Below are 14,033 nucleotides of genomic sequence, written 5' to 3'. Positions count from 1 at the left end.
GTACGCCTCCGGTAACTGCCCTCCGCGTGAGGGCAGTTTTATTTTAGCTACCAGGAATTGTGTGATGCTGACCTGCGAAAGCGTACGTTCTACCGACTCGCCCCATTTCGCCATGCTGGACGCGCTTTACGCGCGCGCCTTTCCGTGGCACGAGCAGCGCGAAAGCGAGGCCAAACGTCAGGCGCTGAGCCACCCGCGCTACGCGCTGGAAGCATGGTTCGATGAAGGCGTCTTTGTCGGCCTCAGCGGCTGCTGGCAGTTTGCCGGCTACGGTTATATCGAACATCTGGCGATCGACGACACGCTGCGCTCCCGCGGCTATGGTAAACAGCTGCTGGCGCAGATCCTGACGCGCGCCCCGCTGACCATTCTGGAAATCGATCCGCTAACCACGGCCATCGCCCATAAACGGCTGCGCTTTTATCAGTCGATGGGGTTCCATGCTAATCCCTGGGCGCATCATCACCCGAGCTATCATCAGGGCATTGCGGATCATGAGCTGCTGGTGCTGAGCTACCCGCAGCCGATCGATGAGCGGCAGTATCAGCAGTTTGCCCGGGATCTCGGGCACGAGGTGATGGGGCGGGAGTAGCCCGGCTCGGCGTACCGCTCCGGGCATTCGACTGGCGGCGCTGTTACTCTTTGGCGATCGGCGTCTCGTTCTCCGCGACTTTGTTATCGCCCTGAATCTTAGCGATTTTCTGCTCAACGGCGGCTACCTGGGCGCTGTCGTGCAGCAGGGTGTAGGTTAGATCAAACTGCGCGCTGGCGCCCGGCTGCAGCTGCTTCACGCGTTTTTGTTCGCGTTCAATGGTGACTGGATAGGCGTAGCTGGTCCCCGGTTCGATACCGGTGACATAGCCCTGCTTGACGGTATCGGTGTTTTTCCATAGCGTCAGGACCGGCAGCTGACGGGTATCAAACTGAATAGAGGCCCCTTTATCGCCCGCTTTGTTGACCACCGCGGCCAGGGTCTGGTGATTTTCATCGGCCAGCGGCTGAATATTAAATACCATCTCGTCAAAATCTTTGGTCGGTCCCTGATAGGTTTGCCAGGTTTTTAACCCACTCTTAGCGTAATCATTGAACGGGCTGATGCTGGAGATCGGGGCGAGGAAACGCGCGCCTTCTTCGAGGATCGGGGTGCCGAAGTTGCTGTGGTAGATGATCTGATAATCATGCGGATAGTCGGCATGGTTGGTTAAGACGTCATGTAAGCTGAAGCTGTTGCTGCCCGGGACGTAGCGCAGTTCGGTCAGGGTCTGCAGATCGGCTTTTTTAAAGGTGCTCTCTTTCACCAGCCCGCGGATGCGGATTTCATACGGCGCGCTGTCGGCCACCTCCACCTCCACCAGAGAGGCCGGAGTGTTGCCCGCCTTGCCGTGTAGGGTATAAATTTGCCCGTCCGCGGTCACCGGATGGCCGGTCCATTCATAGCCGCAGCGGACCATCATCTCGTTGAATCCTTCCAGCCAGCCGAGGCCATTGCGGCTTTCCAGGTTGATAAACGCCGGGTTGACGACCTCTTTAACCGGCGAATCCCAGCCCATCCGGCTGCCGAAACCCTCAATACGCAGTAAGTTCATGCCGCGTGTCGGGCTCAAGGTAATGGTCAGGCCGTCTTTACTGTGAATGGTAAGGATTTTGCTGCCTTCCTGCTTACCGCCGTGCAGGACTTTCTGCTCAATGCTGAACGCATGATCTTTCACCTTCAGCTGATCGCTGTTGATCTGCCAGTTTCCTTTATCCATCCCCTCTTCAGCGTTCGTCAGCACCCATGTTTTTGCCGCGGCCGAGCCGGAAACCAGCAGGGCGATCGTCGTCAGAACCAATGTCTTTTTCATTTTTATCCCCTTTTTGCTGAATCGATTGTGTCATTGACGTGTGAAATCTACCGGCATGGGGGTGATTAAAATGTGAAGCGCCTCACCTGGTGAGAAAGTGGCCGTTTTTATGATGTTAAATGAGATGAAAGTCGTATTATTTTGCTGAGTAATACGTATTTATCACCAGGATATGTGATCTATATTGTTTTTAGCTTTAACGATTCAGCTTGATAAGTCAGGCTATAAACAAACGCATCGTTGTGCGGATGAGGGGACTCAGGCGATGCGACGGGAATCCCCCTGCTGGCGCAAGCCTTAGAGCTGGGGTGAAGGTAGGCCGGATAAGGCGTAGCCGCCATCCGGCATAACGACGGGAACGGGGTTTGGTACAGCTTGCCCGGCGGCGCTGCGCTTGCGCCGGCCTACGGTGTGAGTAACCGTTTGATATACAGGGCTCTGTAGGCCGGATAAGGCGTAGCCGCCATCCGGCACAATGACGGGAACGGAGTCTGGTACAGCTTGCCCGGCGGCGCTGCGCTTGCGCGGGCCTACGGTGTTGGATAACCGTTTGATATACAGGGATCCGTAGGCCGGATAAGGCGTAGCCGCCATCCGGCACGACGACGGGAACGGGGTCTGGTACAGCTTGCCCGGCGGCGCTGCGCTTGCGCGGGCCTACGGTGTTGAGTAACCGTTTGATATAGGGAACCGTAGCCCGGATAAGGCGCAGCGCGCCGCCATCCGGGAGACTATTGCGGGCAAAAACAGCGGGACTTAGCCTTCGTTTTCCGCCAGTTCACGCAGATACTGGAAGATCAGGCGCGCCGATTTCGGCGGCTTGTTGCCTTCTTTCTCTTTCTTCGCATTGCGGATCAGCGAACGCAGCTGCTGACGGTCAGCATCTGGCCACAGGTTCAGCACTTCAGCGACGGCGTCATCCCCGTCGTCAATCAGTCGGTCGCGGATCTGCTCCAGCTTGTGGAACAGCGCAACCTGCTGGTTGTGACGGTTTTTCAGCTTGTCCAGCGCCTGACGAATCGGATCGACATCGCGGTTGCGCAGCATCTTGCCGATAAGCTGTAGCTGGCGGCGGCGACCCTCTTTTTTGATTCGCTGGGCGAGTTCGATGGCGTCGCGCAGGTCGGTATCCAGCGGAATTTTATCCAGCGCGTTTTTCCCCAGGTCAACGAGTTCCGCGCCAAGACGCTTCAGTTCTTCCGCGTCGCGCTTAATTTCACTCTTACTGACCCAGATGATTTCATCATCTTCATCTTCAACGTCATCACCGGGCACGTCGTCGAGCCAGTCTTCGGGCTGCTTTGTCATCTCAGGCTCCTTAAAAAAAGAGGCTAATGTTACCAGTTAAGGCGCGCACTGAAAAACGGTTCTCTGTTAGACTTCAGTTAACTCCTTCTTACATTATGGCATTAGCAATGAAAGTCATCTCTCAAGTTGCACAGCAGCGTAAGACGCTGGAAGAAGCCGTTACCACGGCACTGGAACTGGCGGCAGGTAAATCTGATGGTGCGGAAGTTTCCGTCAGCAAAACCACGGGCATCGGCGTCAGCACCCGCTATGGCGAAGTGGAGAATGTAGAATTCAACAGCGATGGGGCATTAGGCATCACGGTTTACCATCAGAACCGCAAGGGCAGCGCCTCCTCCACCGATCTTAGCCCGGACGCTATCGCCCGCACCGTGCAGGCGGCGCTGGATATCGCCCGCTATACCTCCCCGGACCCGTTTGCCGGCGTAGCCGATAAAGATCTGCTGGCCTTTGACGCCCCGGATCTGGACCTGTTCCACCCGGCGGAGGTCTCCCCGGACGACGCTATCGAACTGGCCGCCCGCGCGGAGCAAGCGGCCCTGAAGGCCGATAAACGCATCACCAACACCGAAGGCGGCAGCTTTAACAGCCACTACGGCATCAAAGTGTTCGGCAACAGCCATGGCATGCTGCAAAGTTACTGCTCGACTCGCCACTCCCTCTCCAGCTGTGTCATTGCGGAAGATGACGGCGATATGGAGCGCGACTACGCCTACACCATTGGCCGGGCGATCGAGGATCTGCAGTCCCCGGAATGGGTCGGGGAAGAGTGCGCCCGCCGCACCCTGTCACGCCTGGCGCCGCGTAAGCTGTCGACCATGAAGGCGCCGGTTATTTTCGCCAACGAAGTGGCGACCGGGTTGTTTGGCCACCTGGTCGGAGCGATTGCCGGCGGCGCGGTCTACCGTAAATCGACCTTCCTGCTCGATTCGCTGGGCAAACAAATTTTGCCGGAGTGGCTGACCATTGAAGAGCATCCGCACCTGCTGAAAGGGCTGGCCTCCACGCCGTTCGACAGCGAAGGCGTGCGCACCGAACGTCGCGATATCGTCAAAGACGGCGTGCTGACCCAGTGGCTGCTGACCAATTACTCAGCGCGCAAGCTGGGGATGAAAAGCACCGGCCACGCCGGGGGCATCCACAACTGGCGCATTAACGGCCGCGGCCTGAGTTTTGCAAAGATGCTTAAAGAGATGGGCACCGGCCTTGTGGTTACCGAACTGATGGGGCAGGGTGTCAGTGGCGTCACCGGCGACTACTCACGCGGCGCATCCGGCTTCTGGGTAGAAAACGGCGAAATTCAATATCCTGTCAGTGAGATCACCATTGCAGGAAATCTGAAAGAAATGTGGCGTAATATCGTGACCATTGGCGATGATATTGAAACGCGCAGCAACATTCAGTGCGGTTCTGTGCTGCTGCCGGAGATGAAAATCGCCGGGCAATAACACCTGTTTGCTTAAATAATAAAAAGGAAGTGAGCAATGCGTAAAAAACTGTTAGCGATGCTGGCTGTCTCTGCTTTTGCGCTCGGTTCAGCGTCGGCCTTCGCCGACCTGGGCGAAGACATGGACACTCTGGCAGAAAACCTGCAAGTGGTACAGAAGACCTCCGACGCCGGCGAGCTGAAAGCGGCGCTGAATAAGATGCGTACCGCCGCGGTCGATGCTCAGAAAGAGACCCCGCCGAAGCTGGAAGGCAAAGCGGCCGACAGCGCTGAGATGAAAGATTACCGTCACGGTCTGGATATTCTGATCGGCCAGATCGACGGTGCGCTGAAGCTGGCGAACGAAGGCAAGGTGAAAGAGGCGCAGGCCGCCGCGGAGGAGTTTAAAACCACCCGCAATACCTATCATAAGAAGTACCGCTAACCGTTCTTTTCGGGAGGCATCAGCCGATGCCTCCCACCTGAAAGCCTACCGATATCACATTTTTCCACTCTCTTTTTCCGGCCTTTCCGCTGCCGCGGGCGCCTTGTCCACGCTCATTGTTGTGATACATCTCACGCCATAGCCGTCGTTTTTACCTTTTCCCTGTGAATATGTGGGGTCGATCACCCCTGCCGCCTCCCTTTCCACTTCGAAGTGGAAAACAACTCGCTACAAACTCCTGTCCCCCGGCGCTACCTTGATTTCCAGAGACATCAGCGGGGTAACACAAGTGAATAACGGAGCGGTAATAAACGACGTAGGGGAGCAGGCGGCGCAGACCGAACGCCTGGCTGACAAGATGTTACAGCAGGTATTCGCCCTGTTAAGCCGTCACGACATCGTCCCTAACGACGTTCAGGAGCAAATGCTGACTTCCCACGTGCGGGCCATGGCCCACCGGTCAATCAGCGGCGAACCGCTACCGGAAGTGGATGCCAGTCTGTTCGAAGAAATTTCTGAAGATTCAATGATGCTGGCCCGCGAAGTGGTCGCACAGTTCGGCAACCTGCCTGATGAAGAGGCCTGGCTGCTCTCCGTCCACTTCGAAGTCGCGAAAGATAACCTGTAAGGAGCAAAACATGGAACAAATCACTGTAGTCATTGGCGACCGTCTGGGTAAAGGCCAAAAAGTCGCCGCAGGCGCTGAAAAAGCGGGCGCACGTGCTGTGGTCGTCCCTGGCGTTGCGGCCGACATGAAGCTTGGCGACATAATGAAAGCGGAAAACGCCACCTTCGGCATCTCCTTCTGCGGCAGCGGCGGCGCCGGCGCCATCACCGCCCAGACCAAATACGGCTACAAAGCAAAATACGGTATGCGCTCTATTGATGAGGGCGTCACCGCTATCAACGAAGGCTGCAACGTGCTGGGCTTCGGCTTTATGGATAAAGAAGAGCTGGGCGAGCGGCTGGTAGAAGCCTGGAAAAAGAAATACGGCGCATAAGTATGAAAGAGCAATTCACCACCACGGTGAGGGTTGCCGGCAAAGGCGAAAGCAAATCACGGGCCTTCGCCGATGCCCTGAACCATGTGCAGGCTGCGGTGATGAAATCATCCTCGCGCATCCTACTGCGTATTGAGCCACAGGACGTGACGGTTGTTCATGCGCGCGAAGCGGTACGAAAAGAGGCGTTTCTGTTCTTCTTTTTGCGCCGTGAACGACGGACCTAAAGCGTGGAGCTGGACGTCACCGTCAACGTGACCGCCATCGATCTCGATAAAGTGGATTTCGTCACGCAAACCTGATTGTTAGCAAAAGGTCTGACTATGTTCCTGATAATTTTAATAAAATCGCTTATCATCGGCGGCCTGGTCGGCGTCGGCGTGGGCGCCGGAGCGGCACGCATGTTTCATGCCCCCACCACGCAGGGGATGGGGGCGTTTCGAACCCTGGGCGAGCTGAATTCCTGTGAGGGCGATCCGGCCTCCCACTTCTCCTTTGGCCTTGGCTTCTTCTTTAACGCCTGGGCCTCTTCCGTTGCAGCAGGCTCCTTCACCCAGGATGTTGACCACCGCATTATACCCAACTGGGGCGCGGCGGCGCTGATGCTGAAAAATCGTAACGTCGGCGAAACGCTGCACGATCCGAAAAAAATGGCCATCTCCTGCGGCATCATCGGCATGATTGTCGTCGCCTTCCTCAACCTGACCGCCTCGTCCGTACCGGAAGCGCTGCAGGTGACCGCCGTTAAGGTACTGGTGCCGGCGGCAAACCTGCTGGTGAACACCGTGATGCCGGTGATCTTCTGGCTGGCGGCGATCGATGCCGGTAAAAAATCAGGCTTCTGGGCGACGATTTTCGGCGGCGCCGCGCAGCTGATTATGGGTAACGCCGTACCGGGTCTGGTGCTGGGGATCCTGATCGGTAAAGGCGTCGAAGAGAGCGGCTGGAACCGGGTGACTAAAGTGATGATGGTGGCCATCGTCGCGCTGTTTGTCCTCAGCGGCTTCTTCCGTGGCTTCGACATGAAGATGATCGAATCCTTCCATCTGACCGTGCCGAACTGGCTGGACATGATCCACAACTCACTCAGCGGCAAGTAACGGGAGCCGGATAATGGAACAGAATAAAGGTTTTTGGTATGCCGACTGGTCGTTCCCGATCTTTGTTGGCCTGCTCTCCTCCGGCGTCTTCGCCGGGACCCACATGTACTACCTGTACGGCATCGGCGCCTTTAACGAAGTGGCCTTCGTGGCGATGCTGAAGTCGGGGATTGATACCGGCGTTTACGGCGCGGTGGCGGCGTTTGGCGCTAGCTTCCTTTTCGCCCGCATCATCGAAGGGTCGCTGGTAGGGATCCTCGATATCGGCGGCGCGATACAGACCGGTATCGGTCTTGGCGTGCCGGCGCTGCTGCTCGGCGCGGGCTTTGTCTTCCCGGTGGCGAACTTCGCCGCGTCGCTGGTCACCGGCCTGGTCCTCGGCCTGGCGGTGGGCTACATCATCATTCTGGCGCGTAAGTTCACCATCAACCAGAGCGATTCCACCTACGGCGCCGACGTGATGATGGGGGCCGGTAACGCCTCCGGCCGCTTCCTCGGTCCCTTGATCATCCTCAGCGCAATGACCGCCTCGATTCCTATCGGGATTGGCTCGCTGGTTGGCGCACTGCTGTTCTACATCTGGCAGAAACCGATCACCGGCGGCGCCATCCTCGGGGCGATGATCCTCGGTTCCATCTTCCCGGTGGCGATTAGCTAAGCGCCCGATGGCGCTGCGCTTATCGGGCCTACAAGCCAGCGCGGTTTGTAGGCCGGATAAGGCGGTACGCCGCCATCCGTACACTCTTTTCATCAGGAGATAGCTATGTTTGATTTACTCCTGCGCCGCGCGCGCCTCGTCGACGATACCCTGACTGATATCGCCATTCAGGACGGGAAAATCGCGGCGCTGGGCGAGATTAGCGCGCCCTCCCGTAAAACCATTGAGCTGAACGGCAAGGTTTACGTCAGCGCTGGCTGGATTGACTCTCACGTTCACTGCTACCCGAATTCACCGATTTATCACGATGAGCCGGATAGCGTCGGCATCGCCACCGGCGTCACCACCGTGATCGATGCCGGCAGCACCGGCGCCGACGACGTCGATGACTTCTATCAACTGACCCGTAAAGCGGCGACGGAAGTTTATGCGCTGCTCAACATCTCCCGCGTCGGGCTGATTGCGCAGAATGAGCTGGCCAATATGGCCAATATCGACGCCGCCGCGGTGAAGCAGGCGGTGCAGCGTTATCCCGACTTTATCGTCGGCCTGAAGGCGCGGATGAGCAGCAGCGTCGTTGGCGAAAACGGCATTACGCCGCTGGCGCGCGCCAAGGCCATTCAGCAGGAAAACGACGATCTGCCGCTGATGGTGCACATCGGCAATAACCCGCCGAACCTCGATGAAATCGCCGATCTGCTGAGCAGCGGCGACATCATTACCCACTGCTATAACGGCAAGCCGAACCGCATTCTGAATCCTGCCGGCGAGCTGCGCAGCTCTATTACTCGCGCTCTGCAGCGCGGCGTGCGTCTCGATGTCGGCCATGGCACCGCCAGCTTCAGCTTTGAGGTGGCGCGGCGGGCGATTGCGCTGGGCATTCTGCCGCACACCATTAGCTCCGATATTTACTGCCGCAACCGGATCGACGGCCCGGTGCGCTCGCTGGCGCTGGTGATGTCGAAATTCCTCGCCATCGGCATGACGCTGCCGCAGGTGATTGACTGCGTGACCGTCAGCGCCGCAGAAGGGCTGCGCCTGTCGCGTAAAGGGCGGCTGGAAGTGGGCTTCGACGCCGATTTAACGCTATTTCGCCTGGAGCACCGGCCCTCGCTGCTGGTGGATGCCGAAAAAGAGAGCCTGCAGGCTGACAACATTCTGGTGCCGCTGGCCGCGATCCGCGCGGGCAAAGGCTATCTGACCGAACAAGGGAGCGCGGAACATGCCTTCGATTTTTGAGAAATACCATTTAAAACAGGTGATTAATACTTCTGGCCGCATGACGGCGCTGGGCGTTTCCACACCGCGCCCGGAAGTGGTTGAAGCCGCGATGGCCGGTATGAACCAGTACTTTGAAATGAAAGACCTGGTGAATAAAACCGGCGAGTACATCGCCAAACTATTGGATGTGGAAGGGGCGACCGTTGTCTCCTGCGCATCGGCGGGGATTGCCCAGTCGGTAGCGGCGGTGCTGGTGAAAGACAGCGACTGGCTGCTGGAGAACCTGCACGTTACGCCGATTGAAAATAACGAAATCGTGTTGCCGAAGGGCCACAACGTCAACTTCGGCGCGCCGGTTGGCACGATGGTGGCGTTGGGCGGCGGTAAGCTGGTGGAAGCGGGCTACGCCAACGAATGTTCTGCCCAACAGCTGGCGGCGGCGATCACTCCGCGCACCGCGGCAATTCTGTATATCAAATCCCACCACTGCGTGCAGAAAAGCATGCTCAACGTGGCGCAGGCCGCGGAAGTGGCGCACCAGCATAACTTGCCGCTGATCGTCGATGCGGCGGCGGAAGAAGATCTGCAGTGCTACTACCGCATGGGCGCCGACCTGGTTATCTACAGCGGCGCGAAAGCGATTGAAGGGCCGACCAGCGGGCTGGTGATCGGCAAAACGCAGTACGTCGAGTGGGTTAAGCGCTGTCGATGGGGATTGGCCGGGCGATGAAAGTGGGTAAAGAGGGCATTCTCGGCCTGACCTGCGCCATTGAACACTACCTGACGGCGAGCAAAGAGAGCGGCGAGCAGATGGTGGCGAAGATGACGCCGTTTATCGAACAGCTCAACGCGCTTAACGGCGTGACCGCGCGGGTGGTGTGGGACAGCGCGGGCCGCGATATCGCCCGCGCCGAAATTAAATTTGATGAAGTCACGACCGGCGTGAAGACCGGCGATCTGGTTAACGCGCTGAAGCAGGGCGAATACGCCATCTACTTCCGCGGCTATAAAGCGAATGAAGGCATTATCGAAGCCGATGTCCGCAGCGTAAACGCGGAGCAGCTGGCGGTGGTCGCTCGCCGCATCGCAGAAGTTCTGAATAAGGAGAAACAAGCATGAAACTGACCCCAAACTTTTACCGTGACCGCGTGTGCCTGAACGTCCTGGCGGGCAGCAAAGACAACGCCCGTGAAATTTACGACGCGGCGGAAGGTCACGTCCTGGTCGGCGTGCTCTCCAAAAACTATCCGGACGTCGCCAGCGCGGTGGCCGATATGCGCGACTACGCGAAGCTTATTGATAACGCGCTCTCCGTCGGGCTGGGGGCAGGCGATCCAAACCAGTCGGCGATGGTGAGCGAGATTTCTCGCCAGGTGCAGCCGCAGCACGTCAACCAGGTCTTCACCGGCGTGGCCACCAGCCGCGCGCTGCTCGGGCAGAACGAGACGGTGGTCAACGGCCTGGTCTCTCCCACCGGTACGCCGGGAATGGTGAAGATCTCCACCGGCCCGCTGAGCAGCGGCGCGGCGGATGGCATTGTGCCGCTGGAAACCGCCATCGCGCTGCTGAAAGACATGGGCGGCAGCTCCATCAAATACTTCCCGATGGGCGGCCTGAAGCACCGCGCCGAGTTTGAAGCCGTCGCTAAAGCCTGCGCCGCGCACGATTTCTGGCTCGAGCCGACCGGCGGTATCGATCTGGAAAACTACAGCGAGATCCTGAAAATCGCCCTCGATGCCGGGGTAAGCAAAATCATCCCGCATATTTACAGCTCGATTATCGATAAAGCCAGCGGCAACACCCGCCCGGCCGATGTTCGCCAGCTGCTGGAGATGACCAAACAGTTAGTGAAGTAGTGCCCTTGTCCCTCACCCTCAAAGGGTGAGGAGCAGCTTATCCCACTGAACCATCAAGGAGTTGCTATGCCTGTCGCTCGTCATCTGCTTGTCGCTTCACTGTCCCTGTTTGCCGCCGCCGCGGGCGCCGCGCAAACCCACTATGCCTGGGTAGGCACCTATAACCCCAATGGCGAAGGTCTGTATCGCTTTACCGTCGATGCCAAAACCGGCGCCCTGCGCGATAAGACGCTGGTGAGCTCGTTGCCGAACGTCGCGCAGTTAACCGTGTCGCGCGATGGCAAAACGCTGTATGCCGCCAGTGAAGTCGAAAAAGGCGTGGTGCAGGCGTGGCGCATTGAAAAGAACGGCGAGCTGACCGCGCTCAACCAGGTCGCCTCCGGCGGCGCCGGGCCGGTGTATCTCTCCCTGACGCCGGACGGTAAGCATCTGCTGGTGGCTAACTATGTCAGCGGCAGTATCGCCGTGCTACCGGTGCAAGAAGATGGTAGCCTGGCTGAGGCGGTGGACAGGCATCAGGATGAAGGCCCGGCAGGCGCCGAACGCCCGGCGGCGGCCGTCGAGGGCAGCTTCGCCATCAGCGATCACAACGGCCCGCATGCCCATATGATCGCCGCCGATCCCAGCGGGAAATACGTTTACTCTACCGATCTGGGGCTGGATCGGATCTATCAGTACCGGCTGGATAGCGCCAGCGGCAAGCTGACGCCGAACGATCCGCCGTTTATCGCCGCCTCGTCGCCGGGAGCCGGCCCGCGCCACTTCGTCTTTACGCCACAGGGCGACGGCCTGTGGCTGATTAATGAGGAAGCGTCGACGCTGACCTTCTATCATCTGGATAAGCAAAGCGGCCTGCTGCGTGAAGGCAAAACTGTCTCCGCGCTGCCGGAAGGGTATAAAGGCACCAGCTTTGCCGCCGGACTTGTGTTGAGCAACGATGGCAAACAGCTATATGTCGCCAACCGCCTGCATAACAGCATTGCCCACTTCACAGTGCTGGCCGACGGCAGCCTGAGTCACCAGGAAGATATCTGGACGCGTGGCGATTATCCCCGCACCCTGACGCTGGATAATCAGGGGCAGTGGCTGTACGTCATGAACCAGCGTAGCGATAATATTACCCGCTTCAGCGTGGCGCCGAAGGATGGCAAATTAACCTTTGCCTCCGACTATACGCCGGTCGGTAGCCCATCGCAGATGGTGATATCCGCCCAACCCTGAGCCGTAATTACAAGGAACTGACATGCGATTTCCCAACCAACGCTTAGCGCAACTCTTCACCCTGCTGCGAAATGAAACGCTGCCGCAGGATGAGCTGGCGCAACGCCTGTCGGTTTCCACCCGTACCGTGCGCGCCGATATTACCGCCCTGAATACGCTGCTGGCGCAATACGGCGCGCAGTTTATCCTTAACCGCGGCAGCGGTTATCAGCTGAAGATAGATAATCCGACGAGTTTCCAGGCGCTGGAGGAGACCGCGCCGAAGGCGCAGCACGTGCCGCGTACCGCCCAGGATCGCATCACGTTTCTGCTGGTGCGTTTCCTGACCTCGGCGTTCTCTATCAAGCTGGAAGATCTGGCGGATGAGTGGTTCGTCAGCCGCGCCACGCTGCAAAATGACATGGTTGAGGTGCGCGAGCGCTTCCAGCGCTATCAGCTGACTCTTGAAACCCGCCCGCGCCACGGTATGAAGCTGTTCGGCAGCGAGGTGTCAATTCGCGCCTGCCTGACCGACCTGCTGTGGGAGCTGACCCAGCAAGGCGATATCGCGCCGCCGATCGGCGCCGAGGCCTTTGCGGCGGAGGTGCCAGCGCTGCTGGAGCCGGTGCTGCAGGAGACGCTCACGCGGCATCATATTCGCCTCACCGACGCCGGCGAGCGCTTTGTCTGCCTGTATGGCGCGGTGGTGGTGCGCCGCGTCAGCGAAGGCTACCCGCTGGCCGATTTCAGCGCTGAAGATGTGGCGCAGAACGTCCGCGACGCCGCGCGCGAGCTGACGGGCGAGCTGCAGCGGCTGGCCGGGAAACCTTTATCGCCCGCCGAAGAAGAGTGGCTATGCGTGCATATCGCGGCCCGTCAGGTGCAGGATGTCGATCCGGAAACTATCAGCGCCGACGATGATGAAGCGCTGGTCAATTACATCCTGCGCTACATTAACAGCCAGTATAATTACAACCTGCTGGACGACGCCCAGCTGCATGCCGATCTGCTGACCCACATTAAAACCATGATCACCCGGGTGCGCTACCAGATCATGATCCCCAATCCGCTGCTGGATAACATCAAACAGCACTACCCGATGGCCTGGGATATGACCCTGGCCGCGGTCTCCAGCTGGGGGAAATATACTCCGTACACCATCAGCGAAAACGAAATCGGCTTTCTGGTGCTGCATATCGGCGTCGGGCTGGAGCGCCACTACAACATCGGCTACCAGCGTCAGCCGCAGGTGCTGCTGGTGTGCGATACCAGCAATGCGATGGTACGGATGATCGAGGCGATCCTTCAGCGTAAATATCCGCAGCTGGAGATCGCCGCTACCATCTCCCAGCGCGAGTACGAACAGCGGGACGCGATCGAGGCGGATTTCGTTATCTCAACGGTGCGGATTGGCGAAAAAGACAAGCCGGTGGTGACCATCGCGCCGTTCCCCACCGACTATCAGCTGGATCAAATCGGCAAGCTGGTGCTGGTGGACCGTACCCGTCCGTGGATGCTGAATAAGTACTTCGATGCCACCCACTTCCGGGTGGTCGATAAGCCGATGGATCAGCAAACGCTGTTCGCCGAGCTGTGCCAGCAGCTGCTGGAGGAAGGCTTTGTCGATGCGGAGTTTCATGCTTCGGTGGTGGAACGTGAAGCGATCGTCAGCACCATGCTGGGGGATGGCATTGCGCTGCCGCACTCCCTGGGGCTGCTGGCGAAAAAGACGGTGGTTTATACCGTTATCGCCCCGCAGGGCATCGCCTGGGGCGACGAAACCGCCCATCTCATCTTCCTGCTCGCTATCAGCAAGCGCGAGTATGAAGAGGCGATGGCGATCTACGATATTTTCGTGACTTTCCTGCGCGAGCGCGCCATGAGTCGCCTCGCCGCGACCCGCAGCTTTGATGAGTTTAAAACGGTGGCGATGGAGTGCGTCAGCCGGTTTTGAGAGGCGTTTTCCAGATTCGA

The 14,033-nt window shown here is 58.5% G+C and carries 15 protein-coding genes and 2 pseudogenes; 14 read left to right on the top strand and 3 right to left on the bottom strand.

Annotated elements, in window-relative coordinates:
* Nucleotides 1–64: 64 nt before the first annotated feature.
* The gene (locus ACR809_RS22880) at nucleotides 65–592 is read left to right on the top strand and encodes a GNAT family N-acetyltransferase (RefSeq protein WP_002886889.1); all 528 of its coding nucleotides are present in this window, start codon (nucleotides 65–67) and stop codon (nucleotides 590–592) included.
* A 43-nt stretch (nucleotides 593–635) separates the two neighbouring features.
* Here the strand turns inward: ACR809_RS22880 and ACR809_RS22875 are convergent, their stop codons facing one another.
* Nucleotides 636–1,844: an aldose 1-epimerase family protein gene (locus ACR809_RS22875; protein ID WP_019704693.1), complete on the bottom strand. Its 1,209-nt coding sequence runs from the start codon at nucleotides 1,842–1,844 to the stop codon at nucleotides 636–638.
* Nucleotides 1,845–2,028: 184 nt separating this feature from the next.
* On the opposite strand from ACR809_RS22875, the gene ACR809_RS22870 reads away from it, so the two are divergent.
* A complete protein-coding gene (locus ACR809_RS22870; protein ID WP_032413232.1) occupies nucleotides 2,029–2,145 on the top strand; it encodes a hypothetical protein in 117 nt (38 codons plus the stop codon).
* A 455-nt stretch (nucleotides 2,146–2,600) separates the two neighbouring features.
* On the opposite strand, the gene yjgA is transcribed toward ACR809_RS22870, so the two are convergent.
* Nucleotides 2,601–3,152: a ribosome biogenesis factor YjgA gene (gene yjgA / locus ACR809_RS22865; RefSeq protein WP_004177664.1), complete on the bottom strand. Its 552-nt coding sequence runs from the start codon at nucleotides 3,150–3,152 to the stop codon at nucleotides 2,601–2,603.
* Between the two features lie 95 nt (nucleotides 3,153–3,247).
* Between yjgA and pmbA the strand changes: the two genes are divergently transcribed.
* Nucleotides 3,248–4,600, top strand: a complete 1,353-nt coding sequence (pmbA, locus tag ACR809_RS22860) for a metalloprotease PmbA (protein ID WP_004152265.1) — start codon at nucleotides 3,248–3,250, stop codon at nucleotides 4,598–4,600.
* A gap of 36 nt (nucleotides 4,601–4,636) precedes the next feature.
* Complete coding sequence (gene cybC / locus ACR809_RS22855) at nucleotides 4,637–5,023, top strand: cytochrome b562 (RefSeq protein ID WP_002886893.1); 387 nt, start codon at nucleotides 4,637–4,639, stop codon at nucleotides 5,021–5,023.
* Between the two features lie 54 nt (nucleotides 5,024–5,077).
* Here cybC and ACR809_RS22850 read toward each other — a convergent pair whose 3' ends face one another.
* On the bottom strand, nucleotides 5,078–5,209 hold the full coding sequence (locus ACR809_RS22850; protein WP_014908079.1) for a hypothetical protein: 132 nt from the start codon (nucleotides 5,207–5,209) through the stop codon (nucleotides 5,078–5,080).
* Between the two features lie 103 nt (nucleotides 5,210–5,312).
* On the opposite strand from ACR809_RS22850, the gene ACR809_RS22845 reads away from it, so the two are divergent.
* The 10 genes and pseudogenes from ACR809_RS22845 to ACR809_RS22800 all read left to right on the top strand — a co-directional run bounded on the left by ACR809_RS22845 (nucleotide 5,313) and on the right by ACR809_RS22800 (nucleotide 14,013).
* Nucleotides 5,313–5,651 carry a PRD domain-containing protein gene (locus tag ACR809_RS22845; RefSeq protein WP_002886894.1) on the top strand — a complete coding sequence of 113 codons (339 nt, stop codon included), beginning with the start codon at nucleotides 5,313–5,315 and terminating at the stop codon, nucleotides 5,649–5,651.
* A 10-nt stretch (nucleotides 5,652–5,661) separates the two neighbouring features.
* The gene (locus tag ACR809_RS22840) at nucleotides 5,662–6,024 is read left to right on the top strand and encodes an SFCGS family glycine-rich protein (protein ID WP_002886895.1); all 363 of its coding nucleotides are present in this window, start codon (nucleotides 5,662–5,664) and stop codon (nucleotides 6,022–6,024) included.
* Nucleotides 6,025–6,026: 2 nt separating this feature from the next.
* Nucleotides 6,027–6,326: pseudogene (locus tag ACR809_RS22835) on the top strand (DUF4312 family protein).
* Nucleotides 6,327–6,347: 21 nt separating this feature from the next.
* Nucleotides 6,348–7,124: a DUF4311 domain-containing protein gene (locus ACR809_RS22830; protein WP_002886897.1), complete on the top strand. Its 777-nt coding sequence runs from the start codon at nucleotides 6,348–6,350 to the stop codon at nucleotides 7,122–7,124.
* A 13-nt stretch (nucleotides 7,125–7,137) separates the two neighbouring features.
* Nucleotides 7,138–7,782 carry a DUF4310 family protein gene (locus ACR809_RS22825; protein WP_004152267.1) on the top strand — a complete coding sequence of 215 codons (645 nt, stop codon included), beginning with the start codon at nucleotides 7,138–7,140 and terminating at the stop codon, nucleotides 7,780–7,782.
* Nucleotides 7,783–7,887: 105 nt separating this feature from the next.
* Nucleotides 7,888–9,021, top strand: coding sequence for an amidohydrolase/deacetylase family metallohydrolase (locus ACR809_RS22820; protein ID WP_122051598.1), 1,134 nt, complete (start codon nucleotides 7,888–7,890; stop codon nucleotides 9,019–9,021).
* Nucleotides 9,005–10,122 (top strand): annotated as a pseudogene (locus tag ACR809_RS22815) (DgaE family pyridoxal phosphate-dependent ammonia lyase). The gene ACR809_RS22820 and the pseudogene ACR809_RS22815 overlap by 17 nt, the downstream one beginning before the upstream one ends.
* Nucleotides 10,119–10,859 carry a 2-dehydro-3-deoxy-phosphogluconate aldolase gene (gene dagF, locus ACR809_RS22810; RefSeq protein ID WP_002886899.1) on the top strand — a complete coding sequence of 247 codons (741 nt, stop codon included), beginning with the start codon at nucleotides 10,119–10,121 and terminating at the stop codon, nucleotides 10,857–10,859. The pseudogene ACR809_RS22815 and the gene dagF overlap by 4 nt, the downstream one beginning before the upstream one ends.
* Before the next feature lie 66 nt (nucleotides 10,860–10,925).
* Nucleotides 10,926–12,080: a lactonase family protein gene (locus ACR809_RS22805; protein ID WP_004178372.1), complete on the top strand. Its 1,155-nt coding sequence runs from the start codon at nucleotides 10,926–10,928 to the stop codon at nucleotides 12,078–12,080.
* A 22-nt stretch (nucleotides 12,081–12,102) separates the two neighbouring features.
* Complete coding sequence (locus ACR809_RS22800; RefSeq protein ID WP_032412857.1) at nucleotides 12,103–14,013, top strand: BglG family transcription antiterminator; 1,911 nt, start codon at nucleotides 12,103–12,105, stop codon at nucleotides 14,011–14,013.
* Nucleotides 14,014–14,033 lie beyond the last annotated feature (20 nt).

It is taken from the genome of Klebsiella sp. CD33 (assembly GCF_051992865.1).
GTDB lineage: Bacteria > Pseudomonadota > Gammaproteobacteria > Enterobacterales > Enterobacteriaceae > Klebsiella > Klebsiella pneumoniae.
This window is presented reverse-complemented; position numbering and strand designations above follow the sequence as displayed.